At 61.8% G+C, this 24,262-nt stretch carries 23 protein-coding genes; 13 read left to right on the top strand and 10 right to left on the bottom strand.

Annotation, left to right across the window (positions count from 1 at the left end; all coding sequences use genetic code 11):
- Positions 1 to 7: 7 nt before the first annotated feature.
- From V1294_RS22675 to V1294_RS22665, 3 genes are all read left to right on the top strand, one after another.
- The gene (locus V1294_RS22675) at positions 8 to 421 is read left to right on the top strand and encodes a VOC family protein (RefSeq protein WP_334500265.1); all 414 of its coding nucleotides are present in this window, start codon (positions 8 to 10) and stop codon (positions 419 to 421) included.
- A gap of 129 nt (positions 422 to 550) precedes the next feature.
- On the top strand, positions 551 to 940 hold the full coding sequence (locus V1294_RS22670) for a HesB/IscA family protein (RefSeq protein WP_108521123.1): 390 nt from the start codon (positions 551 to 553) through the stop codon (positions 938 to 940).
- A 26-nt stretch (positions 941 to 966) separates the two neighbouring features.
- Positions 967 to 1,401 (top strand): TfoX/Sxy family protein, encoded by a 435-nt coding sequence (locus tag V1294_RS22665; protein ID WP_334500263.1) that lies wholly within the window; start codon positions 967 to 969, stop codon positions 1,399 to 1,401.
- Between the two features lie 7 nt (positions 1,402 to 1,408).
- Here V1294_RS22665 and V1294_RS22660 read toward each other — a convergent pair whose 3' ends face one another.
- Positions 1,409 to 2,476 carry a GGDEF domain-containing protein gene (locus tag V1294_RS22660; RefSeq protein ID WP_334500261.1) on the bottom strand — a complete coding sequence of 356 codons (1,068 nt, stop codon included), beginning with the start codon at positions 2,474 to 2,476 and terminating at the stop codon, positions 1,409 to 1,411.
- A gap of 127 nt (positions 2,477 to 2,603) precedes the next feature.
- On the bottom strand, positions 2,604 to 4,127 hold the full coding sequence (locus tag V1294_RS22655; RefSeq protein WP_334500259.1) for a DEAD/DEAH box helicase: 1,524 nt from the start codon (positions 4,125 to 4,127) through the stop codon (positions 2,604 to 2,606).
- A 416-nt stretch (positions 4,128 to 4,543) separates the two neighbouring features.
- On the opposite strand from V1294_RS22655, the gene V1294_RS22650 reads away from it, so the two are divergent.
- Positions 4,544 to 6,016: a caspase family protein gene (locus tag V1294_RS22650; RefSeq protein WP_334500258.1), complete on the top strand. Its 1,473-nt coding sequence runs from the start codon at positions 4,544 to 4,546 to the stop codon at positions 6,014 to 6,016.
- 734 nt (positions 6,017 to 6,750) lie between these two features.
- Entirely contained in the window at positions 6,751 to 8,019 is a 1,269-nt protein-coding gene (locus V1294_RS22645) for an O-antigen ligase family protein (protein ID WP_334500257.1), read from the top strand.
- A gap of 90 nt (positions 8,020 to 8,109) precedes the next feature.
- Here V1294_RS22645 and V1294_RS22640 read toward each other — a convergent pair whose 3' ends face one another.
- The 4 genes from V1294_RS22640 to V1294_RS22625 all read right to left on the bottom strand — a co-directional run bounded on the left by V1294_RS22640 (position 8,110) and on the right by V1294_RS22625 (position 11,855).
- Positions 8,110 to 8,340, bottom strand: coding sequence for a hypothetical protein (locus V1294_RS22640; protein WP_334500256.1), 231 nt, complete (start codon positions 8,338 to 8,340; stop codon positions 8,110 to 8,112).
- A gap of 209 nt (positions 8,341 to 8,549) precedes the next feature.
- Entirely contained in the window at positions 8,550 to 8,846 is a 297-nt protein-coding gene (locus tag V1294_RS22635; protein WP_334480476.1) for a hypothetical protein, read from the bottom strand.
- Between the two features lie 718 nt (positions 8,847 to 9,564).
- Positions 9,565 to 9,807, bottom strand: a complete 243-nt coding sequence (locus V1294_RS22630; RefSeq protein WP_334500255.1) for a hypothetical protein — start codon at positions 9,805 to 9,807, stop codon at positions 9,565 to 9,567.
- Positions 9,808 to 10,160: 353 nt separating this feature from the next.
- A complete protein-coding gene (locus tag V1294_RS22625; protein WP_334500254.1) occupies positions 10,161 to 11,855 on the bottom strand; it encodes a sulfatase-like hydrolase/transferase in 1,695 nt (564 codons plus the stop codon).
- Between the two features lie 1,248 nt (positions 11,856 to 13,103).
- On the opposite strand from V1294_RS22625, the gene leuC reads away from it, so the two are divergent.
- Genes leuC through V1294_RS22590 form a run of 7 tightly spaced genes read left to right on the top strand, consistent with a single transcriptional unit; the run spans position 13,104 to position 20,335 of the window.
- On the top strand, positions 13,104 to 14,513 hold the full coding sequence (gene leuC / locus V1294_RS22620) for a 3-isopropylmalate dehydratase large subunit (RefSeq protein ID WP_334500252.1): 1,410 nt from the start codon (positions 13,104 to 13,106) through the stop codon (positions 14,511 to 14,513).
- 1 nt (position 14,514) lies between these two features.
- Positions 14,515 to 15,162, top strand: coding sequence for a 3-isopropylmalate dehydratase small subunit (gene leuD, locus V1294_RS22615; protein ID WP_334500251.1), 648 nt, complete (start codon positions 14,515 to 14,517; stop codon positions 15,160 to 15,162).
- On the top strand, positions 15,159 to 16,310 hold the full coding sequence (gene leuB, locus V1294_RS22610) for a 3-isopropylmalate dehydrogenase (RefSeq protein ID WP_334500250.1): 1,152 nt from the start codon (positions 15,159 to 15,161) through the stop codon (positions 16,308 to 16,310). Before leuD ends, leuB begins: the two co-directional genes overlap by 4 nt.
- A complete protein-coding gene (locus tag V1294_RS22605; protein WP_334500249.1) occupies positions 16,310 to 17,356 on the top strand; it encodes an ABC transporter substrate-binding protein in 1,047 nt (348 codons plus the stop codon). Before leuB ends, V1294_RS22605 begins: the two co-directional genes overlap by 1 nt.
- A complete protein-coding gene (locus tag V1294_RS22600; protein ID WP_334480490.1) occupies positions 17,353 to 18,186 on the top strand; it encodes an ABC transporter ATP-binding protein in 834 nt (277 codons plus the stop codon). Before V1294_RS22605 ends, V1294_RS22600 begins: the two co-directional genes overlap by 4 nt.
- 13 nt (positions 18,187 to 18,199) lie before the next feature.
- Positions 18,200 to 19,072 (top strand): ABC transporter permease, encoded by an 873-nt coding sequence (locus V1294_RS22595; protein ID WP_108522465.1) that lies wholly within the window; start codon positions 18,200 to 18,202, stop codon positions 19,070 to 19,072.
- Between the two features lie 48 nt (positions 19,073 to 19,120).
- Positions 19,121 to 20,335 (top strand): FAD-dependent oxidoreductase, encoded by a 1,215-nt coding sequence (locus tag V1294_RS22590; protein ID WP_334500248.1) that lies wholly within the window; start codon positions 19,121 to 19,123, stop codon positions 20,333 to 20,335.
- Between the two features lie 134 nt (positions 20,336 to 20,469).
- On the opposite strand, the gene V1294_RS22585 is transcribed toward V1294_RS22590, so the two are convergent.
- The 3 genes from V1294_RS22585 to V1294_RS22575 all read right to left on the bottom strand — a co-directional run bounded on the left by V1294_RS22585 (position 20,470) and on the right by V1294_RS22575 (position 22,463).
- Positions 20,470 to 21,183, bottom strand: coding sequence for an outer membrane protein (locus V1294_RS22585; protein ID WP_334500247.1), 714 nt, complete (start codon positions 21,181 to 21,183; stop codon positions 20,470 to 20,472).
- 267 nt (positions 21,184 to 21,450) lie between these two features.
- Complete coding sequence (locus V1294_RS22580; RefSeq protein ID WP_334500246.1) at positions 21,451 to 22,221, bottom strand: SDR family NAD(P)-dependent oxidoreductase; 771 nt, start codon at positions 22,219 to 22,221, stop codon at positions 21,451 to 21,453.
- A 56-nt stretch (positions 22,222 to 22,277) separates the two neighbouring features.
- Entirely contained in the window at positions 22,278 to 22,463 is a 186-nt protein-coding gene (locus V1294_RS22575; protein ID WP_108522470.1) for a hypothetical protein, read from the bottom strand.
- A 164-nt stretch (positions 22,464 to 22,627) separates the two neighbouring features.
- Here V1294_RS22575 and V1294_RS22570 point away from each other — a divergent pair, with 164 nt between their 5' ends.
- Complete coding sequence (locus tag V1294_RS22570; RefSeq protein ID WP_334500245.1) at positions 22,628 to 23,281, top strand: hypothetical protein; 654 nt, start codon at positions 22,628 to 22,630, stop codon at positions 23,279 to 23,281.
- Positions 23,282 to 23,366: 85 nt separating this feature from the next.
- On the opposite strand, the gene V1294_RS22565 is transcribed toward V1294_RS22570, so the two are convergent.
- Complete coding sequence (locus V1294_RS22565) at positions 23,367 to 24,179, bottom strand: outer membrane protein (protein WP_334480499.1); 813 nt, start codon at positions 24,177 to 24,179, stop codon at positions 23,367 to 23,369.
- Between the last annotated feature and the right edge of the window lie 83 nt (positions 24,180 to 24,262).

Here is a 24,262-nt window from a genome sequence, read left to right as displayed (position 1 = left end):
GGATCCGTTGCCTAAATTATCCGGTGTCATCGAGACCGCGCTTTACGTTGATGACCTCGATCGCGCTCGCGCATTTTATGAGAAGGTGCTCGGGCTTGTGCCGCTGACGGCCGACTCGCGATTTCTTGCCTATGATGTTGGCGGCCGCAGCGTGTTGCTGCTCTTTCTCCGCGGTTCGACGCCCGAGCCGATCCAACTACCCGGCGGGACCATTCCGCCGCATGACGGCAGTGGCCCTATTCACGTGGCCTTTGCCATTGCGGCGACTGAGCTGCCAGTATGGGAAAAGTCGCTCGGTGAGCACAATGTCGCAATCGAAGGCAGGACGGACTGGCCGCGCGGCGGAAAGAGCATCTATTTTCGCGATCCGGACAATCACCTGCTGGAATTGGCGACACCGGGAATTCGGGCGATTTACTAGGAGGCTTGCAGCTGGTTTCGACGGGTTCTGATCGAGTTCATGGCGAGAGACCTTCACAGCGGGAATTTCGTTGTTATTTTAATGGCAAGATAGTTCGTCGCCATGATGCGACGCGGGAGATCGACTGCAATGGATACCACCGTCCAGTCTTCCAAGCCGAAGCCGCGGCCGCGCCCGCAGGTCATGAAACTGACCGAGGCAGCCGCGCAGCGGATTACAGAACTGACCAAGCGCGCCGATTCCGAGATCGTCGGGCTTCGCGTCGGCATCAAGAACGGCGGCTGCGCCGGCCAGTCCTACACGGTGGAATATGCGCATGAGGTCCGCCCGACTGACGAGGTGGTCGAGGACCGCGGCGTGAAGATCCTGGTCGATCCCAAGGCGGTGTTGTTCCTGCTCGGCACCGAGATGGACTACAAGGCCGACAAGATGCAGGCCCAGTTCATCTTCAACAATCCGAACCAGGTCTCCGCCTGCGGTTGCGGCGAGTCGGTGCAACTGACGGCCGCGAAGGTCTAGCGACCGCATCGCCGGGGCGGTGAGCGATGGACCGCGATTTCCTGATCGACCTGTTTGCCGATTTCGGCCCCGTCACCATCCGCAAGATGTTCTCCGGATTCGGCATCTCCGCCGACGGCACCAATTTCGCGCTCGCGCTTCGCGCCGGTGTCTATTTCCGCGCCGATGACCAGACCATTCCGCAATTCGAGGCGGAGGGGTCGCAGCCGTTTCAGTATCAAACGCGCGCCAAGACCGTCACTGTGAACTCATACTGGCAGTTGCCGGCGCGCCTGTTCGACGATTCCGAGGAACTGGCCGATTGGGCGAGGGCGGCGCTGGCCGCTGCGCAACGCGCGGCGTTACGCAAGCGGCCGAAGGCGCGCAAGGTGGCGAAGCCGAAGGTTTCGAGCAAGCCGGCTGTTGGCCGTAAGCCGGCGCAGCGGCCGGCAGCGAAGGCGAAGAAGGCGACGCGCCGGTAGTTGGCGCTCAGGCGACCTGGCCGCGAGTCTCGGCGGCGTATTCGGGGTCGACTTCGCAGATCACGCGGTTGCGGCCGTTACGCTTGGCGGCGTAGAGGCAGGCGTCGGCGCGCTCGATCAGCGAATCCGTATCATCGTCCGGTTTCAGCATGGAGACGCCGACGGAGATGGTGACGCGGCCTAGGATTTCGCCAGTGGATTTCTTCTTCAATTCCTTCGCCATCACGGCGCGGCGAATGTGGTCGGCGACCGTCAGCGCCTGGCGCAGCGCCGTGTTGGGCAGCACCACCGCAAATTCCTCGCCGCCATAGCGGGCGGTGATGTCCTGGCCCTTGATGGTCTGTTTCAGCGACATCGCAACCAGCCGCAGCACCTGATCGCCGGTGAGATGGCCGTAGGAATCGTTGAACGATTTGAAGTGGTCGATGTCGAACATCATCAGCGACAGCGGCTCGCCGCTTGCCAGCGCCGCCCGCACCGCCACCTCGATCGAGCGGTCGAAATATTTGCGGTTGCCCAATCCGGTCAGCGGATCGGTCAGGCTCTCGGCGCGGATCGCCTCGAGGCTGTGCTGAAGATTGCTGATCTCGGTTTTCGACAGCGCCAGCCGGCTTTCCAGCGCCTTGTTGGTCTCGCGCATCTCGCGGGTCGATTTCACGAGGCCGTCGACGACCGCCTTGATCTGTTCGCGGGTCTTTGCAGTCCTGAGTTGATCGTCCGCGCCGTTCAGCTTGGCGTCGTAGCTCTCGGACATCCCGAGCGCCTCGGTGATCAGGTTCATCACGTCGTCGATTTCGCCGATCACGCGCGCGCCGACCTTGTCGATGCGGTCGGAGGTCTTGATGTGGGAGAGATAGGTTTCGTAGATCTGTTCGAGATCGGACTCGCTCAGTCGGCCGTTGCGCGCCAGCGTCTCGTTGATGATCTTGTTGAGGGGGGCATTGTATCCGGTCGCGTAGACGTACCAGATTTCGTAATTGCGGGGGACGGCGGTTTGCCGGAGGGATTTGATCTGGCCCAACGCGACTTCGGCAAACGCCAAAGTGCGTTCGTGTTCGTCCAGCAGCTTGACCACTGATCCGTCCCCAATATCGAGCCGCGCTCGTTGCCGTGCCGCAATGATTAAATTATCGGCGGCAGGTTAATGGAGGAGAATGAACGGCCGGTAAACGGTTCCGGCCGTTGGGTCGTGCCGAGTTCGTTCAGACGCGGGCGCGAACCGGCCGCAGCAGGAACGCCGGAAGATGCGAGTGATCGGCGGGCTCCGATTCAACATCGCGCTGGGCGCGCCGCGGTTCCGGACGACCGATCGAGGGCACGCGTGAAGGCTGCGCAGGGGCGGGCGGCGTGAAGGAAGCGGCCGCTGCCTGCGGCTGCGGGCCGGCACTGCGGCCTGCGCCCTTGGCGTGCCGCGGTTCGCGCTCGCCGCTCTTGTCGGAATCCCTGGCGGGACGCGGTTCGCGTTCGCTGCCATCGCTACCCTTGGCAGCACGCGGCTCGCGTTCACGTCGCGGCTTGCGGCCGCCGCGTGAACCTTCCCGAGATCCCTCGCGTGAGCGGCGGGGCTGGTCGGTCTCGTCGGAGGCGACCGACTGCACGGCATAATCGCCTTCGGCGGCAGGAATGGTCTGGCCGATCAGCCGTTCGATCGCAGCAATCGATTTGCTGTCGAGCGGGCTGACGATCGAGATCGCGGTGCCGGCGCGACCGGCGCGTCCGGTACGGCCGATGCGATGCACGTAATCGTCGGCATGATGCGGCACGTCGAAATTGAAGACGTGGCTGACGGCGGGAATATCGAGGCCGCGGGCCGCGACGTCGGAGGCCACCAGCAACGGTATCTCACCCTTGCGGAACTGATCGAGCGCTGCGGTGCGCGCCGACTGGTCCATGTCGCCATGCAGGGCGCCGACGCTGAAGCCGTGCTTCTGCAGCGATTTGTAAACGACGGCGACTTCGCGCTTGCGGTTGCAGAAGATGATCGCGTTCTGAAGATCCTTGGCGTCGCGCAGCAGGCGGCGCAGGATCTCGCGCTTCTCGTGCACCTCGCGACCGCCGCGAACCTGGAACTGCGATACGCCTGTCGCGGTGGTGGCGGGTTTCGAGACTTCGATCCGCTCGGGATTGTGCAGGAAGTCTTGGCTGATGCGGCTGATTTCCGGCGGCATCGTTGCGGTGAAGAACAGGGTTTGCCGCGTGAACGGCACCAGCTTGCAGACGCGTTCGATGTCGGGGATGAAGCCCATGTCCAGCATGCGGTCGGCTTCGTCGATGACCAAGAGTTCGACACCGGTGAGCAGCAGACCGCCGCGTTCGGTGTGGTCGAGCAGGCGGCCGGGGGTCGCGATCAGGACGTCGACGCCGCGGGTCAGTTTGGAATCCTGGTCGCCGAACGAGACGCCGCCGATCAGGAGCGCAACGTTGAGTTTCTGGCCGACGCCGTATTTGTCGAAATTCTCTTTGACCTGGGCGGCGAGTTCGCGGGTCGGTTCGAGGATCAGGGTGCGCGGCATTCGTGCCCGGGCGCGGCCCTTTTCCAGCAAGGTGAGCATGGGCAGGACGAAGGCGGCGGTCTTGCCGGTGCCAGTCTGGGCGATGCCGAGAACATCGCGGCGTGCCAGAACGTGCGGAATTGCCTGTTCCTGGATGGGGGTAGGGGTGGTGTAGCCGGTGGCCGCAACCGCGGCGAGGACCTTATCGGAAAGGCCGAGATGGGAAAAAGACATTGAGCCTCTAGTCGACACCGCCGTTCGGAATCGAGGGTAAAAAGGCTGTCGCGTTTTGCCCCGAAACGGCGCGCTTTTGAAAAGCTGGGGGCTCTGACTTACGCAGACGAGCGGCTAACCTAGGGAATCGCGTTTCGATCCAAGGCCGCGTTGAGCCGGAACATAGGGGCGAAATGGCCAAAGTCAATCTGGGAACGGCCATATCGCCGAAAAAGCTTAATGTTCTCGCACAAATAACGGCCAAAACCGTCATTTGGGCGTCAAATCGGGCCGCTGTATTCCTAACAGCGGTGGCCGTTGAACCGTGAGCATTGGGATGCCGACTATGGCATGAAGTGGCTTCGCACGGCCCAAACCAGGACCATTCGTGCGCTGGGGGAATTCGATGAAGGCTTGGCTTTCCCAGATTGCTCGCGGTGACGGGCCTTGCAGGTTGCATCGCGGCGTTTGCCGCGCCCGCGCATGCGGAAAAGCGCGTCGCGCTCGTGGTCGGCAACAACGACTACCGGAACGTGCCCAAGCTGCAGAAGGCAGTCAACGACGCCCGCACCATGGGCGATACGCTGAAGCAGCTCGGCTTCACGGTGATGGTGGCGGAAAACCAGAACCGGCAGGCGTTCAGCCAGACCCTGCTCGCGTTCGACAAGGCGGTCGATGCCGGCGACACCGCGTTCTTCTTTTTTGCCGGCCACGGCTTCGAAATTGCCGGCCAGAATTTCCTGCTGCCGACCGACGTGCCGGCGGCGACCGAAGGACAGGAAGAGCTGGTACGCGACGCCTCGGTCCTCGCCGACCGCATCATCGAGCGGCTGCAGAACCGCAACGTGCGCACCGCCATCCTGGTGTTCGACGCCTGCCGCAACAATCCGTTCGAGCGTGCCGGCACGCGCGCGATTGCCGGCCGTGGCGGCCTTGCGCCGATGACGCAATTGCCGGAAGGCGTGTTCTCGATCTTCTCGGCCGGGCCGCGGCAGACCGCGCTCGACCGGCTCTCCAATGACGATGCCAATCCCAATTCGGTGTTCACCCGCACCTTCGCCAAGGAGTTGACGCAGCCCGGCGCGAACCTCGTTCAGGTCGCGCAGCGGACGCGGCGGGCGGTCAGCGAACTGGCTGAGACGGTCCGCCACAAGCAGATCCCGGTCTATTTCGACCAGATGGTCGACGACGTGTTCCTGAACGGTCTGGCGAGCAAGGCGCAGCCGGAAGCGGCCGCGAAGCCCGCCGAACAGCTGCCAAAGCTGGCAGCGTTGCCGCCGGTGCAGCAACTCAAACCGCAGAACGATTCCGTCAACGCGCCGATCGCGATGTTCTCGCGCCACAATGGCGGCTGGACCGTGGTGTTCTCGATCGCCGACCCGACGCTCGGCATTTCCTGGCGGCTGGGGGACAGCGGCAATTTCCGCGAAACCGGCTTCATGGATACGCTCGACCCGCGGACCCGCAAGCGGATGCCCAATCCGTCGGTCGAATTGCCGGCCGATGCGCCGGCGGCCATCATCCAGGTGCGCTATGTCGACACCAATGGCGAACTGCAGGGTCCGTTCCCGATCCGCTTCGACCCCGAGGCCGCCCTGATCCGCGACCAGCGCAAGATCCTCGACATGACCGCGACGAGCTGGCTGTCGTTCCGCGAATTCAACGGCCTCTTGGTCTACTACACGCATCTGATGTCGTATCGCTGCGCGATCCGCGAAGTGCGCGTCGGCATCGACTCTACGGTGCCCGACAAGGTCCTGAAAATGCCGCCATGCGATCCCCGGGATCCCAGCGTCATTCCGCACGAAGCGACGCCGTACCTGAAGCTCGCGCCGCAGACCAAATCGGTTTCGGTGGAGCTGACTTATCGCGACGGCAGCGTCTCGGAGATCAAGAGTTTCAGGCGCTGATGGCCGCATCGGGACCTTATGGTTCGAGACGCGCGAAGGCGTGCTCCTCACCATGAGGGTCGTCATACTCCGCGAAGGCAGTGTATCCAGCACGCCGCGGCCTATCCACGTCATTGCGAGCCAACGGGTCGCGCGAATGCGCGCCCGATGACAGGCTCCGCGAAGCAATCCATTGCGCCGCTTGCAGAGACGTGGATTGCTTCGTCGCTTCGCTCCCTTGCGCAAACGCTTCGCGTTTGTCGCAGGCAATGACGTTGATACAGTTTCGCACTCTCGCGACGCATTGCGCCCGAGGCTTGCATGAACCTTCCCTCCGACGAGAGGGAGCAGGGAATGCCGGGTGCTTGCTGCACCCGCGGTTTCGTGTGCAATGGTGTAAAGAGTTGCGCACACGAGCGTACAGGTACAGCCGGAGCAATGGTTTGACGGCTTATGCCGCGCTGATTTGGGTCGGATGGAAAGCGGAATATTTTTGCTCAGGAGGCTGGATGACCCAAATCAGCCTGAAATTATTCAACAAATCGCCGTTTGCGCGCAGCGATATTAAGAGCCTTTCGAGGGCGGGGCGTGCCGCAAGGCGATGTCGCGCGGATAGGTAGTATTTGTTGAGTATGCGTATGTGTACGGGTATTTCAGATGACCTTTCGAAAGCCGAGCCGATCGCGCTGGGACCGCGTCCGCCAGCATCGCTGCCGTTTCTTCCTTGCAGATCATGATCGAGTGGCAGGTGTGCGATGTCAGAGCTGACCGCTCCCGTCGTACGGCCGGGATTTTCTGAACTCATCGGCGCGTGGCCGCAATCCCGGCTCTGGCTTCTCAGCGTCGATCTTTACCCGGCACTGGCCGGCGCTTCGCTTCCATGGTCCACAACGGCGGTTTCCATTTTCATGGTGCTGTGGATGCTCGTGGTTCTTCCCACGATCCATTGGCCGGCATTTTTCGAGTCGTTGCGTGAACCAGCCAGCTTGCTGCCGCTGGCCTTCCTCGCACTGGCGTTTGCGGGCCTGTTCTGGACTGAGGACAGCTGGGCGACAGGAATTCAAGGCGTCGTGCCCGTAACAAAGCTGCTGGCGGTGCCGCTTCTCCTCTACCACTACGAACGCTCCCAGCGCGGGCATTGGGTGCTGTTCGCGTTCCTGGCTTCCTGTGTCTTGCTGATGGGATTGTCATGGGTGACATACTTCGCCGACTGGAAAGCCTCCTCGCCGGGGGCGCTGGCTGGAGTCCCCGTCAGAAACTACATCGATCAAAGCCACGAATTCGCGCTGTGCCTGTTTGTCATGGCGCCGCTGATCTTGTGGTTCGCGGCGAACGGTCATCGCGCGTGGACCTTGGCTTTCGCAGCCGTCATGTTGGGCTTCTACCTCGACATGCGGTTTATCGCGACATCGCGAACGGCATTCGCCTACTTCCCTGTCCTGTTGATCCTCTTTGCTGTCAAATATCTGAATCGCAGACATGCGATTTATTTTCTGATGCTTGCGGCAGTTGTCGAGTTCGGAGTTCTACTCTCATCACCCTATTTGCGTGACCGGATCGGGCGCACGGTGCAGGACTACAAGGTGGATCGCGACACCAGTGCCGCGACGTCGAATGGCCTGCGACTGGCGTATTGGCGCGTTTCCATCAGGTCGATTTCCGAGGCGCCGGTTTTCGGGCACGGCACCGGATCAACCCAGCAGCTTTTCAGCCGTGAAGCTGAAGGCAAGAGCGGCGAATGGGGCAACATCATCCGCAACCCTCATAACCAGACACTTTACGTCGCAATCCAGTGGGGCGTGCTCGGTTGCCTCGTGCTCTATGCGATGTGGTACTTCCATCTGCAGCTGTTTCGGGAATCCCTTTTTGCATCGTGGATCGGCCTGGTGATCGTGGTTCAGAACTTCATCAGTTCGCTGCTCAATTCCCACCTGTTCGATTTTCACGAAGGGTGGGTATACGTGCTGGGCGTTGGCGTCGCGGGCGGTATCGTCGCTCGCGCGCTACGCCCGGGTACAGGTTGAAGCCGTCATGGAGATGCTGGACCCGTTCTCGACGGCCTCCGCTCGACGTCGATGTTGCTATGAGCCGTTCAATCTCGCCGCAATCGCGGATCAGCCGCAGACGCGCACCCGGCGGACCCGCCAGCCACGGCCGTCCCAGAAACGCTGTGTCACCCATTCGCAACTGCCAAAATCGTCGTATGGCCCGCGACCTGCTCCGTAAGGGGCGGGCTCATAATAGCGGCCCGGAGCGGTGACGCCCCGCTGTGCGCTTGCGGGCGTCGCGGCGAGCGAACCGGCAATTGTTGCGACCGCGACAAAGGCAGCAAATGTCTTCTTCATTCTAGGCCCTCTTGTGCGTGCATAGCATGCGGCCACGCGACAGCCGCACCACCAAAGAAGCTAAGAAATTCCGGCCGTTACCTGTCAACCCTCAGCGGGCCAATGTATCAGGTCAACTGAGTGCATTGATGGGGCTGGCTTCGAGTTGCTTGTTGCAAAGCCTGATGTCCATTGTGGGTCAATCGCGCCATTTTGACCGTCGGCCGACATTACGCATCAGATTCCATATTCACCAAGACTTCCCCGGCGATGATTTCCGGGTCTCCAAGATCAAGGTCATGCAGGCTTGCTTGAACAAACTCCCGGACTTTATCGTTCGCCGCATTGGCGCTTTCGCGGTCCTCGAATATCATCACAGCGACACCGACGCCCGCGCCCCCATCCATTACATAATACGATCTGAATCCGTGCGATTCCCTTAGGATCTGACCAACGCCGCTTTTGGCGCGGCGGGCAGCATCCGCAACCGAATGAACCTTGGTGTACTTTCGAATGAACATGTACATGAGGCCACCCATGTGTCTCAGTTCCCGCCCCACGGCATCAAACCATATCGGGCCGTTGCTGGACTAGGGCCGACTTCCGTGATGCGTCAACAGGCGGCACCGATGACATCGACAAATGAAAGAGGCCAACTAAGGCGGCCTCTTTGGAAAGATCATTTCCCGATTTTACTGCCTCGTCATGCCAGAAAAAGTCGCGCCTTTGGGGCCGACAAAAACGCCTGTCGCCATACAGTTTGAATAAGACGTTTGGCAAGCGGGCGAGTTGGCATTGTTCCTCCGGCACATCTTTGCATAAGAACTACATGTCTTTTCCCCGGCTGCGTTCTTTTTTAATTTTTCGAATGCTTTGTCTCTCGCACGCTCCCCGCGAAAGGAGCCTGGAGACCCCTTTCCGTCCATTACTGAGGCAATAGCTGGGGCTATCAAAAAGTCCATGGCGCAAATCGACAGCGAAAGCACAATAGCGACCGCTCTCATTTTGGCCTCCTTATACAAAGACAGTAGCTAATCACGACAACGTCCGCGCTTCAATGCCGGTTGGTTTGTCGGACTTAATGAGGGAATAGCCTGCGTAGAGCAAAGCTGGCCTTGCAACTTTCAAGCAGGGCTACTGAGGATCGGCCAGTATCCTCCGCCTGTCAGGGAACGGACCGGGGCGGGTCGGATGTCGGCGTGCGGGCAAGTTTGCGCGCCGCCGCGCAGGCGGAAAGCGGTGTGATCACGGCAAAGAGCAGCCAAACTGGAGCGACGATGAAAATTGCAACGGCTCCTTGGCCGCAGTTTGACCAGTCACACCCCACCAAAACATGGCCGGGAAAAGGAGAACAAGTACGGAAACGGCCGCGCAACAGACTAGCCAGGCCCCGCGCGGCCTTTTGGCGAACCACGGCGCCAGCGGAAAGAGGAACGGTGCGAAGAAGAGGAGGTACATGGCGCCTCCGAATACATCGAGCGGGGTCACGGCGTGCTCCTAATGTGACGCGAAAATGGGCTGCGGCAGCCGGCACGACCCACGCCGCGCCCTTGCTGCGTTAGCAGGATACCCTGGCCGGGCAGCCACTCCTACCCCAGCGCTCGCCGCGCGCATGGGCGGCCTTCTGCGGCCCGCTAACATGGGGCACGCGACGATACCAGTCACAGTTACTGGTGCCGACCCCGCCCTGCTTCGGCAGGGGTCGATGTCCGCCGGCAGCGGCAAATCTAGGCATTCTCGAAAGGGGACTTGGTCTGCTTTACCCCACAGAACGGACATCAGCTTTGGCTGTTACGGTGTCCGCTTAGGGTTGCCACGGCGGACATAGCGGGCTCATTCGATCACTTCGTCGGCGTGGGCGAGTAGCGACCGTTTGGAACGCTCGGCCCCGTGTCTATCATGCCCAGATCCACCAGCGTGCGATGGAATCGGCGCTTCTGTTCGGAAGGTGACGCAAAGTAGGTTTCCCGGCAATGGTCGAGCAAGCTGGCGCGCGTGGCAAATATCGGATCAAGCGGCAGACCTGCTTGCTGCAGGGCGACGGTCCCAAGAAAAGCAATATCCAGGTCCGCACCCGGTCCGGAAGCAAGGCGATCAGGTACGATGTTTAGCGCCTCCATAGCATAAAATGTGCGGAAGGCGCGCCGCGCATCGTTGGGGAGTTTGAGTTGCCGATCGATCCGCTTCGCCACGACGGGCTGATGATCCCCGTAGTGCACAATGAGAACAGGACGTTTTGGAAAATTCGTTGTCAGCTCAAACTTGAGCCTGTTCCAGGTTGAGGCTGTCTCTGCGAGCCTTGCGTAGTATTCGGCATATTGAGGATCGGGAAGGCTTGATGCGGCAAAGGCACGTTCCCTCTCAAACTGTCCGGGTGCTGCCAGCCTTCGGTTGTGGGGGCCGTGATTGAAGTTAGTCAGCGCATATAGAAAGCGGGGCGCTGGGTCGTCAGCAATACCCTTCCTATGGGCCGCGAACGCCGCTTCCAGGAAAATTGCATCGGAATTTGTCGTCTCGAACTGGCTGATGTCGAACGGTGGAGGGAAATCGTCCGTAAAGATGCGTTCGCTAATGCCAATCGAACGATAAAATTCATCGTAGCTGAGAAAGCTGCGACGACAGCTCGACGCGAGCATGGTCCTGTACCCAAGCGCAGCCAGCGCATGGGGAAGACTGTTGTGAAATCGGCCCGCGCCCTGCTTGAAAAGGTAATAGGCATTTGAACCGAAGCTTGCACTTGAAAGACCGGTCAACAAACTAAATTCGGATTGCCACGAACCTCCGCCGAAAATGTCGACGTTAAGGATTCCATGGAGGCCATTCGTTGGAGACAGAAACGCTTCGACAGTCGGCTCAATCGGAAGTCCAAAAATGCGAGGATCGAAAATCGATTCATGCTGGATGACGATAATGTCGGGGTATTCGGTGGTGCGCGCTGGTACCGCCGCCATTAGCGGCAACGGGTCATTTGCAATATCGCTCAGAGCCAATCCGCCGACTTGCCGCCAGGAATGTGGATCGATGAGCGAAGCCATGAAGGTCGAGTAAAAGCACCGACGCTGGGCCATGATCCGCTGGAAGGAAATGCCGCCGCCGCTCATCCTGAAGGCCGTTACAACGCAAACAAGCGCAACGCTGAATAAAGAAACTCTGACATCCAGGGGAATTGATGGCCCGGTTCCGTGGATCAGAGTAGCTGATACAGCAAGGATGAGTGCGGCAGTTCCAGTCAGAACGGCTAATACGGCGCGCGGATACTGCGATGCGAAAAAGGGAACTGTGCCTGCAAACATCAGTGGCAAGTCGGTTACAATCAGCTTAAGCGCGCTGTAATTATGTTTGATGGTCGATGCGGCGGTGATTGCTGCGGCCAGCACACCGGCCAGCAGTATCGCTCTGTCGAAATCGCCAACGATGAATGAGATTACGGCCGCGCTAAGGAAGAGCATCGAGATTGCGAATGGCAGGTGCTCGGCGCTGCGTTCTGCCAGCACAATGACACCGATAGCTGCCAGCAATATCAGGGTCAGGATCATGTGAGTAAGGTAGCTGGAGGTGAGCGGAATTCAACAATTGCCGCGGCGTTGAGGCAAGTAAAGATAACGTTCGTGTCGGGAAGCACGAGTCCGGCGCGAGCCGCTGGGATGCCCGCTCTGGCGGTGAGGCACGCGACAAGCGGCATGCGGGCAAGCTTCTATCTCGCTGAAGTCCAACCCTTGTCAGACATCAGGCGATCCGCGTCACCTGCTGGCAGCTTGCGATTTGATCGAGACGCCGAGTCGCATGGCCCGTTTCCGTATCCGTTCCGGTGATCGATCCATCGCCTTTGCTATCTGCTCATGCGTCTTTTTAGATTTGGCTAATTCCAGCAAGCGACGATCGTCCTTGAAGGACCAGGATTTCCGAACCATCGCCAAAGCTTCCTCAGCAGACCCAAGCAGTGAGTAGGTCGCCGAAAGCTCTTAAAGGTTCATTGAAGAGGGCGTCTCCGGCCTTAGGGAGCAAGCCTTACTCAGGCTCTTGTGTAGAGCGCGCCGCTCGCCATTAGGCATTTTGTAAACCGCAGCCCTGTATCGTCGTGGCAATCGCGGATCGCCCCCAAGGCCCCGCGGGATTTAGTAACCGCGTAGGAAGCCCGCCAACTCAACCTGGCGGGCTTCTTTGGTTACGGGGAACGTGCTGACTGGTTCGTGATCGTCTTAGCGGCGACGGAATCTTGCGAGGAGCGGGACAGTCCCGGCATCAGGCCACGCGATGTAACGGCCGCGTGGCCTGGGGGGCGGGGCCGCCTCTAGGGCACGAGGCGGCCCCTGATCGCGCAGTACGCAGGCTAAACGTGGGGACTGGCCAATCTGCGCGACTGCAGCCACGCTAGACTTGTTTAGATCGGCCGCAACGAAACTCGCATGTTAAGCTTGATGTTCGTCGCGCAGGTTAATTCTGGAACTCGTACAGCATCAGGCGAACAGGTCCGCGCCGCTTTGCGTGAGCTTCGCGAACGTGCCGCTCTCGTGCAATTCCAGCCAGCCTCGTGATGTGGCGAGCTCCAGACCGGTACCGTATTTCCGCGGGCGGGATGGATTTGGCGGCGCCGCTTCGATCTGGCGGCGTCCCGCGCCAGTGTGGGAGCTGGCCCACCAAATCAGACATTGGCCCAAGCGCTCCAATATGTTTTGATCATCGGAAGCGAGTTCGGGCGGAGACCTGAATAGCAGGCCGCGCCAAAACGGCCGGTGGCGGTGCATCAACCTGCCATAGAACAAGAAAAACGGGAGGATACGGCAGTGCAAACCCCCGGCCGAACCTTGCTGGCCAAGATATGGGACCAGCACGTCATCGCTCGCGTCAGCGACGACACTGATCTGCTTCACGTCGACCGTCATCTGCTGCACGATCTGGGCGGCTCGCGTGGCCTGCTCGATCTCAGGAATCGCAACCTGCCGGTGCACAATCCGGAACTGACGTTCGCAACGCCGGATCATGCGATTTCGACGGCGCGCGGACGGGCCGGCACCAGCAAGGTCGGACAGGAGCTTCTGGCGGGCCTGCGAACCGAGACGTCGGCGACCGGCATCCGGATGTTCGATGTCGATGAGCCCGGGCAGGGCATCGTCCATGTGATTGGGCCCGAGCTTGGCCTCAGCCTTCCGGGCTGCCTGATCGTCTGCGGCGATAGCCATACCTGCACCCATGGCGGGCTGGGCGCGCTGGCGTTCGGCATTGGCTCCAGCGAGTTGACCCATGTGCTCGCGACGCAAGCGCTGATTCAGCGGCGGCCGAAAACCATGCGCGTGCGGTTCGAAGGCCGGCTGCCGGCCGGTGTCACGGCCAAGGATCTCATCCTCGCACTGATCGGCCATATCGGCGCTGCGGCCGGCACCGGCTACGCGGTCGAGTATGCCGGCAGCGCCATTCGCGATCTGCCGGTCGAGGGCCGGCTCACCATCTGCAATCTGTCGATTGAACTCGGCGCCAAAATGGGCCTGATCACGCCGGACGAGAAGACTTTCGAATATCTGCGCGGGCGTACCTATGCGCCGCAGGGGGAGATGTGGGAGCAGGCGGTTGCGGCGTGGCGAAGACTGCCCAGCGATCCCGATGCGGTGTTCGATCGCGAAGTCGTCATCGATGTCGAGAAGATCATTCCGCAGGTGACCTGGGGCATCAGTCCGGAGCACGTCATCGGCGTCGATGGCCGCGTGCCTGATCCCGGCGAGGTCGCAGATCCCGCGCGCCGCCAAGCGATCGAAACGGCGCTTGACTATATGGGTCTGGTAGCCGGCGCACCGATCGCCGGCACACCGGTCGATTGGGTCTTCATCGGGTCGTGCACCAACAGCCGACTGAGCGACTTGCGGGCCGCCGCCGAGATCGCGCGCGGCCGCAAGGTTGCGTCGGGCGTCCGTGCCTGGGTCGTGCCGGGTTCGGAGACCGTCAAGCGCGATGCGGTCGCCGAAGGACTGGACAAGGTCTTTACCGACGCCGGGTTTGAATGGCGCGAGCCGGGATGCTCGATGTGTCTTGCCGCCAACGGTGAAACCGTCGCTCCCGGTCAGCGTTCGGTCTCGACCTCCAACCGCAATTTTGTCGGCCGCCAGGGCCCGCGGGCGCGTACCCACCTGGCCAGCCCGGCCAGTGCGGCCGCAGCCGCCATCGCCGGCGCTATTGCCGACGTGCGAACGATGGGGCGCTGACATGCCGAAACCGTTCACCACCCTGACGGCGATTGCCGCTCCCATCATGCGCGGCAACATCGATACCGACGTCATCATCCGCATCGAGCGGCTGGTCGGAAACTCCGTTCGCGGAACGCTCGGCAAATGGGCTTTCGGCGCACTTCGCTATCTGCCCGACGGTTCGGAAAACCCCGAATTCATCCTGAACCGTGAGCCTTACCGGCAGGCGGAAATTCTCATTACCGGTCCGAATTTCGGCTGCGGGTCCTCGCGTGAAGGCGCGGTCTGGTCGCTGCAGGAAATGGGCATCCGCGCCGTCATCGGCTCCAGCTTTGGCGACATCTTCTTTGCCAATTGCTTCCAAAACGGCATCCTGCCTGTTGTCGTCGACAAGGCGATCGCCGATGGCCTTGCTGCGGAGGTGCAGCAAACGCAAGGAGCGGGGCGCATCAGCATCGACCTGCAGCAGCAGACGATCACCTCGCCTTCGGGACAGCGACACGATTTTGCGATCGATCCGCGCCGGCGCGCCGGGCTTTTGGAAGGTCTCGATGAAGTTGCGCTGACATTGCAGCGCGATGACGAAATCCGTGCCTTTCAGGCGGCCGACCGGGCGGAGCGGCCCTGGATCCACTTCGCAGGGAAAACGTCAGGGAATGCGGCATGAATGATCGATCCAATATGATCAAGGTCGCCGTGGTCGGCGGCGAGGGCATCGGCCCCGAAGTGACCGCGCAGTCGCAGCGCGTGCTCAACTGGTTTGCCGCCAAACGCGGCGTTCCCATGGCCTTGCGCGAAGCGCAATACGGCATCATTCCTTATCTTGCGACCGGCAAGGTGATGCCGCCTGACACCGTCGAGGCGATGGAGGAGGCCGACGCGATCCTGTGGGGTGCGACCGGCGGCCCGGAGACGAAGGAAGTTCCCGCGGCGGCGCGCAAGGCGGGGAGCCTGCTGGGCCTGCGCAGCAAATACGATCTTTACGCCAATCTCAGGCCGATCGTCGCCCATCCGGCGCTGGCAGACTCGGCGCCGCTCAAGGCCAGCGTGCTGAGGGACGTCGACTTCGTCATCATCCGCGAACTGACCAGCGGCATTTATTTCGGCGAGCCGCGCGGCATCGAGACGCTCGCCGACGGGCAACGCCGTGGCTTCAACACCGAGCAATACACCACCGATCAAGTTCGCCGCGTCGCGCGTTCCGCCTTTGAGCTGGCGCGCACGCGAAGGAACAAGGTCTGTTCGGTCGACAAGGCCAACGTGCTCGAAACCAGCGTGGTGTGGCGCGAGGAAGTCATTGCCTTGCACGCCGCGGAATTTTCCGATGTCGAGCTCACGCATATGTATGTCGATAACGCCGCGATGCAGATCGTGCGGGAGCCGGCGCAATTCGATGTGATGGTCACCGGCAATATCTTCGGCGACATCCTGTCCGATTGCGCGGCGATGGCGTCCGGCTCGCTCGGCATGCTGCCGTCGGCCTCATTGGGCCCGGTCGACAAGTTCGGCCGACGCAAGGCGCTTTACGAGCCGGTGCATGGCAGCGCACCCGACATCGCGGGCAGGGGCATTGCCAACCCGCTTGGCTCCATCCTCAGCGTCGCGATGATGCTGCGTATGACGATGAACCGGCCCGAGGACGCGGACCTGCTGGAAAAGGCCGTGGCGGGTGCCTTGTCAGGCGGCGCGCGAACCGCCGACATTGCCGAGGCGGGAGCAAAGCGACTTTCAACGCAGGAAATGGGCGACGCGGTGCTGAGCGCGCTAGAGAAGGTCGCTGGCAAAGAAAAAGACAGGGAAAAGGAGCGCGCGTGATGGCACATTTCACCAGACGTTCGGCGCTGACGGTCATCGCGGCCGGCGGCGCCTCGATCGCTTCAGGCAAAGTGTGGGCTGAGGACAAGCCCGGCCGCGTGATCTATCCGGTCGCGGTGCCGGTCTATCAGACGCAATTCGTCGCCGACAGATTGGGATACTTCAAGGAGGCCGGCCTCGACTGCAAGCTGATCCAGGGTGGCAGCGGCGTCAAGACGCGCGAAATCATTGCCTCCGCGCAGGGCGACATCGGCATCGGCGATATCACGCATCCGATGCAGCTCTCTAATCGCGGCCGCCATGGACGCGTGCTGATGCCGGTCGATACCCGTTCCTCTTCGGTGATGTTCATCATCCGCAAAGACCTCTGGGACCAGGGCATCACCTCGCTCGAGAAGTTGACGGAATGGAAGCGGCCCGACGGGCGCAAGCCGATCGTCTCGGTGTCGTCGCTGGGCGGCACCAACCACGTCTGGTCGTCCTATTACATGGAGACGATGGGGCTCGACCAGAAGGTGACCTGGATCGGCACCGGCAATGTCGACACCATGATGGGTTCCCTGAAGACCAGGCAGGTCGATGTCCTCGTCAGTTCGCTGTCGCTGCTCAACGATTCGAAGGAGCAAGGCTGGGGCACGCTGCTGTTCGACGGCACCGATGAAACGATCTGGAACAAGTATATCGGCGGCAAGGTCCCGGTGACGGCGCATTTCACGCTGCAGGCGACCATCGACAAGGACCCGCCCAAGATGCAGGCCTTCGTCACCGCGATCTGGCGGGCGACGCAATGGATCAGGAAACATTCGCCCGACGAAATTCACGACACCATCGAGCAATATGTCGGCAGCACCTCGCGCGCCGCCAACATTCTCGAGATCACGGCATTGCAAAAGGTCGTCGACTACGATGCGTCGATCGATGCTGCGGCTTTCGCCCGCGGCGAGAAGGTCTGGTTCCGGGAAATGACCGGCATCAAGCCGCTGACGCCGGCCGATCTGGTCAGCCCGACCTTCATCGAGGCAGCCCGAAAGGCGTACCCGGCTTGAACGTCCAGAACCTTTCCACGCCGCTGCCGGATGGACAATCAAATCTCCAGCGCATTGACGTCAGGGGATTGAGCAAATCGTTTCAGCTCGCCGGCACCGCGATCGAGGCGGTGCGGGATGTTTCCTTCGGTGTCCGCCGCGGCGAGTTCGTAGCACTTCTGGGGCCGTCCGGCTCCGGCAAGAGCACCGTTCTCAACATGATCGCGACCTTGATAAAGCCGACCAGCGGTCAAATCCTGATTGACGGCGTGCCGGTCATTGCGGGCAAGGCGACGCCCAATGTCGGTTACATCTTTCAGCGCGACACGCTGTTTCCCTGGCGCACGGTTGCCGACAATATCGGCTACGGCCTGGAGCTGGCGGGCGTTGCGGAAGCGGCGCGCAAGGAACGCATCGCGGCCTGCGTGGCGCAGGCAGGCCTCCAGGGTTTTGAACACGCTTATCCCTCGGCGCTGTCGGGCGGCATGCGTCAGCGTGCGGCGCTGATGCGAACGCTGGTGGTGGAGCCGCAGATCCTGCTCATGGACGAGCCGTTCGGCGCGCTCGACACCCACACCAAGATCGACATGCATGACGTGCTGCTCAGGATCTGGGAGCGCGAGCAGCAAACCGTTCTGTTCGTGACCCATGACCTCGGCGAAGCCCTGACGCTGGCCGACCGCATCATCCTGTTCTCGGCGCGCCCGGGCCGGATCAAGGACATGTTCGAGGTCGACTTTGCGCGGCCGCGCGATGCGGTCAAGGTGCGCGAGACGCCGCGCTATGCCGAGCTGTTCCAGCACATCTGGCACTCGCTCGGCGAGGAGTTCGTCAAGGGACGCAAGCCATGAGGACACGTCACCCATGAGGAATCGTCGCATCGGCAATACGCTGGCCTGGCAGATCTTTATCTGCGTCGCCGTGCTGTCGATCTGGCAATGGGGATATGACTTCCATGCCAAAGTCCCTTGGCTGGTCCCCGATCTGCTCGATCCCTATTTCGTGTCAAAGCCCTCGCAGATCTTCGAGCACTTCCTGATCCTGAGCTGCCTCAAATCCAAGCTCGGCGCCTTCAACGGCTGGTTCAATGGCGACTTTGCCAAGTGCATGGTGCGCAACGAGAACAACCTCTGGATCGCGACCGCGATCACGCTGAAGAACACCTTCTTCGGTTTCGTCACGGGCGTGTCGAGCGGCTTTGTCGCGGGGCTTATTCTGGGACGTTCGGACCGGCTCAGCGCGATCTTTCAGCCTTTCATTACGGCGGTGAATTCCATACCCCGGATCGCGCTGGCGCCGATCATCGTGCTGGCATTCGGGATCGGCGACACCTCGAAAATCGTGACCTCGTGGATCGTGGTGGTGTTCCTGGTGTTCTTTAACACCTTCGAGGGCGCCCGGTCGATCGACGAAGGCTTTATCAATGCCGCGCGGCTGCTGGGAGCGAGCGAATGGCAGATCACCCGCACCGTCGTGATCCCCTCGACCATGGCCTGGGTGTTTGCCTCGCTCTCGCCGGCGATCTCCTTTGCGCTGATCGGCGTCATCGTCGGCGAATTCATCGGCGCGGAGCGTGGTATCGGCCGCCTGATCATCGAGTCCGAGGCACGGGCGGAAGCTTCGGGGATGATGGTTGCGGTGATCGTGCTGATGCTGGTGGGCGTGGCGCTTTCGGCGGTGATCTGGCGGTTACAGGCCCATCTGCTGCGCTGGCAGCAACACAATATGGTTGAATAGGCTTGATGGTAGCATAGGCTCGGCTCTACCGAAGCGAGGGAGCGAGCGATGAAAACACGTTGCTGCATCGTCGGCGGCGGCCCGGCCGGCATGATGCTCGGTTACCTGCTCGGGCGTGCCGGTGTCGACGTCGTGGTGCTGGAAAAGCACGCGGATTTCTTCCGCGATTTTCGTGGCGACACCGTGCACCCCTCCACGCTGCAGGTGATGGACGAACTCGGGCTGATCGACGGCTTCCTGAAACTGCCGCATCAGCGCCTGCAGAAGATGGAGGGGATGTTCGGCGGCGAGACGGTGCGGATCGCCGATCTCGGCCGGCTCAACGTCAAATATCCCTTCATCGCCTTCATGCCGCAGTGGGACTTTCTCAATTTCCTGCGCGAGAGCGGCAAGCGGTTCGCTTCGCTGAAAGTGATGATGTCGACGGAGGCGATCGATCTCGTTCGTGACGGCGAGCGCGTCACGGGCGTGAGGGCGAAGACGCCGGACGGGGTGGTCGATATCGAGGCCGACCTGACCATTGCCTGCGACGGCCGCCATTCGCTGGTGCGTGAACGCGCGGGCCTCGAGGTCGAGGAAATCGGCGCGCCGATGGATGTGCTGTGGTTTCGCGCCGGCAAGCGGGAGGGCGAAAACGAAAACCTGTTTGCGCGGGTCGATCCTGGCAAGATGATGGTGACCTTTGATCGCGGCGATTACTGGCAATGCGCGTACGTGATTCCGAAGGGGCAGCACGACGCGGTGAAGGCGAGGGGGCTGGCGGCGCTGCTCGACGACATCGCGCGGATGGCGCCGATCCTGAAATCGGGGCTATCAGAGGTGAAGAGCTGGGATGAGGTGAAGCTGTTGACGGTTGCGGTCAACCGGCTGAGGCGCTGGACGCGGCCGGGGTTGTTGTGCATCGGCGACGCCGCGCATGCGATGTCGCCGATCGGCGGCGTCGGCGTCAACCTCGCGGTGCAGGATGCGGTTGCTACCGCGAACCTGCTGGCAGCGAAGCTGGCGCATGGATGTCCGTCGGAGGACGAGCTCGACGCCGTCCGCCGGCGCCGCGAATTCCCGGTGAAGATGACGCAGCGGATGCAGGTCGTGGTGCAGAACAATATCATCAACGCTGCGCTCAAGCCCGGCAATCAGCCGCTGAAGGTCCCGCTCGTGATGCGGCTCGTCACCGCCGTGCCCTGGCTGCAGGGCATCACGGCGCGGTTTGTAGGTCTTGGCGTACGGCCTGAGCATGTGCAGTCGCCTGTCCACTCCGAATAGGCGATGCTTGCGGCGCAGGACGAACACCCGTGTGTCGGGCGCAACAAAAAGCCCCGGACGACGCCGGGGCTTTGAGTTGCTGAAGTTCAGCCAGACCAGTACGTAATAAGATCAGTACGACCGGGCCAAGGCCACTAGAACTTGTAGGCGATGCCCACGCGAACGTCGTTGACCGTGACCCGGTTTCCGAGTTCCCTGCTATTCGTCGCGGCAGAAATGAAGCTGGAGCGGCCCAGGTCGGTGTAGCGGTACTCGACGCGGCCCAGCCAGTTGTTGGTGAAGGCGTATTCGACACCGGCGCCGGCCGTCCAGCCTACGTTCGAACTGGTGCTGGCAGTGACAAAGGGAACGCCGCCGATCAACGCATACGAGGTGTCCCACCTACCCCACGCAGCGCCCGCCGTGCCAAACACCATCCAGCGGTCGAAGGCAAAGCCAAGCCGGCCGCGGACCGAGCCGTAATCCTTGACCTTGGTGCCGATGGTATAGGTGGGGACGCCACCCAGCAGGAAGTTGCCGCTCTCGTTCAGATCCGCAGCCTGCCAATCCGCTTCGATGCCGAGCACGACATTGCTGACCTGCCAGTTGTAGCCAACAAAACCGCCGCCGATCAAGCCGCTTGGATCGAGGCTGTACGGCACCGGGAAAAATCCAGCAGCGTTGGTCAACGTGCCGGTCGAACGGCCCCAGCCGTAACCGACGTCGGCGCCGATGTAGAAGCCGGTCCAGTTGTAGACCGCAGCGATCGGCGCGGGCGCCTTGGTGTACGGGCGGGCGGCCAGATCCGCGGCCGAGGCGCTGACAGTGCCGACGACCAAGGCAGCAGCGGCGATAGCGAACTTTTTCATTATTTTCTCCAATCCAGACAAGTAACGCGAGCAATGCATGTTGTTCTACATATCTCAGGAGTCGCGCCAAAACTGTCACCTGCACGCCACAGTCGTGGAACTTCCAACACCGTTACACCAATAGATTGCCGAAGGACGGCCGCGATTCGGCTCCGAAGATGAAAACGGGGGAGATTTGAGCGATTGGGCTGTTCGGTCGGCGCCGGGAAACCACCTTCCCGGCGAATCGCTTTCCCTCAGCGTTAGGGGGGAGCCTAACAAACAGCCCTATCCCATAACGGAATACCCGCCATCGACGGGAATCGCGGTGCCGGTGACGAAGTCGGACGCCGGCGAGGCGAGAAACACGGCGATACCTGCAAAGTCGTCAATGCCGCCCCAGCGCGCCGCGGGCGTGCGCCCCAGCACCCGGTCGTGCAGGCCGTCGATTTCCTTGCGGGCGCGCTTGGTCAAATCGGTATCGATCCAGCCCGGTAGCACGGCGTTGGCCTGGATATTGTCGGCGGCCCATGCGCAGGCGCAGGAACGGGTGAACTGCACGATGCCGCCCTTGCTGGCGGCATAGGCCGGCGTAAAACTGGCGCCGAAGATCGACATCATCGAGCCGATATTGATGATCTTGCCGCGGCCGGCCGCCTTCATGGCGGGATAGACCGCCTGCGAGCACAGGAAGGCGCTGGTGAGGTTGGTCTGGATCACGCTGTTCCACTCGGCGATATCGAGCGCATGCGGCGGCTTGCGGATATTGATGCCGGCATTGTTGATGAGGATATCGATTCGGCCGAGCTCGCCGGCGACGCGGCCGGCCATGGCGGCGACCGCTTCCTTGTCGGTGACGTCGGCCGCGACCGCAATCGCCTTGGCGCCGGCTTGCGCAAGCTCCGCGACCGCAGCCGCCGACTTGGCCTCATTGCGGCCCACCACCGCGATCGCCGCGCCGGCCTGTGCAAGCCCCCGGGCCATGCCGAGCCCGATGCCGCCATTGCCGCCGGTGACGATGGCCACCTTGCCTGAGAGATCGAATAGTTTTGTGTTCATGGTGGTTGTCCTTTTCTTCGTCATGGCCGGGACAAGCCCGGCCATGACGGCGACAGCTAGCGATTGCCTTGCCAGATCAGGATCAGGCCGACGGCGGCGAGCACGGCGCCATATCCGGCCCATTGCAGTTGATTGATCATGAAGCTCGATGGCGGCCAAGGAATCACGCCGGTGCCTTGACCGATCCACAACAGGCCGATCGCAAGCGCCAGAAAACCGATGATCGAAAGCGATCTGGCCATGGATTTCTCCCTGTTGCCGTCTCGGACCTGGTCGCGGCCGCGGCTTTGTTATGCGTCGCTGCGAGGAAACCGTTGCCCGCGGCGGCCGTAGCTTCCGATCGAATACAAAGCCGGCCGGCTTCGCAAGGCCGGAAGTCGTTGCACCGCGATTCCCAGGGGCCATCATGAGCCGCCGGACGCTCATTCTCGCGCTCGCGCTTGTCTTCGCGTTTTTCCTGGCCGCCATCGGCATCTACGCGGCGTGGCCGCGGCATGCGGATTTGCGCCGCTTCGAGCCGGCTGACATCGCACGGCTGGAGACGGCGATGTGGCGCGACTATTACGAGAAGCGCTATGGCGCGCTGTTCGGCCATCTCTACGAACTGTCGCGGACGCAGTTCGGCTTCTCGCCGCTGGATAGTTTTCGCATCGCACTGGCGGCTGCTCAGGCCGCGAAAGCCTTTCAGCCGACGCGCTCCCGCGAGGCGGCCAACGCCGCGCTGCCGGCGCTCGTGAGCTACTACCGCCTGCTCGCATCCGCCACGCCCGGCGGCTTCGATGCCGGGGAGGCGGCGCGGCTTGAGCTCGATTGGTGGCAGGCGAGGCGCGAAGCCGTAAGGCCAAGGCAATACGGCGTGACGGTCGCCCGCGTCGCTGCGATCACCTACGGCAAGCCGGCGGATGACCCGTCGCTCCTGATATCAGGCATCGGCCGCGCCGAGGCGATGGCCTATCGCGACGCGCGCGGGCAGGCGATGACGGATCCGGACTGGTCAGAGATCAAGTGCCGGTTGCGCCGCGCGTACCGGTCGCTGAAGACGGCGGTGGCGGGGAACTGACGCGGTCCGAAAGCGGACTCGTATTCCAGGCAACAAAAAAGCCCCGGACGATGCCGGGGCTTTTGAGCTGCTGATTTAGCAGAGATCAGTACTTGGCGGCGACCGGAGCGCCACCCCAGTTGAAGCGGTAGACCAGCGAAGTGCTGATGGTCTGCACCCAAGGCTTGAAGGTGACGGCCGTACCCGTCAGGCCCGCGAAGCCACTAGCCGGAGCAAAAGTCTCGGGCAGGGAGATGCGGTCATAGAATGCCGACCGATATTCGGTCTTCATGAACCAGCCGGGTGCCGAGATGCCAAAGAAGTCGAGGTTGTTCTCGACGCCGCCGCCGATGAACCAGCCATCACGACGGAAAGAAGGCGTGGTCGCAATGGTCGGACCGCCGGCGGCACCCAAGTCCGAGAGGCTCGAGCCCGACCATTCCGAACCGGAGTAGCCGGCGTTAACATAGGACAGAACTTGGGGGGCAACGAGATAGCCAATCCGCGCGCCAGCGGCGTAGCTGGTGCGGAGCTTCACACTGCCTTCGAGGAAAAAGAAGGGGTCGCTCATCGAGCCCTTTAGTTCGCCGAACTGGCCGTCAGCGAAGACGCCGGCCACCCAACGGTTGAACTGCCAATCGTATCCGATGCCCACCGTCCCGAACCAGCCATCGCCGCCAACGCGCTGATCGCGCGTGAGCGCAACTCCAGCGGGAACGGTGGGGAAGGAGGTCTGAACGTTGCTGTCCGCGTTCCACAATCCGCCGCCGGCGCCGCCGAAGATGTAGAAGCCGGTCCAGTTATACACTGGGGCAACCGGCGCGGGGGCTTTGGTATAGGGGCGAGCCCCGAGGTCAGCCGCAACGGCCGATCCAGTGAAAGCCGCCAGCGCGGTCAGAGCGAGCAGTGCCTTTTTCATATTCATTCCCTCAGTCCAGAAGCGTCAAATCTGATCGCTCTAACGATGCGCGAGCACCCGATTCCCAAAACCCAGTGTCGTGA

It is taken from the genome of Bradyrhizobium sp. AZCC 1678 (assembly GCF_036924765.1).
Lineage (GTDB): Bacteria > Pseudomonadota > Alphaproteobacteria > Rhizobiales > Xanthobacteraceae > Bradyrhizobium > Bradyrhizobium algeriense.
This window is presented reverse-complemented; position numbering and strand designations above follow the sequence as displayed.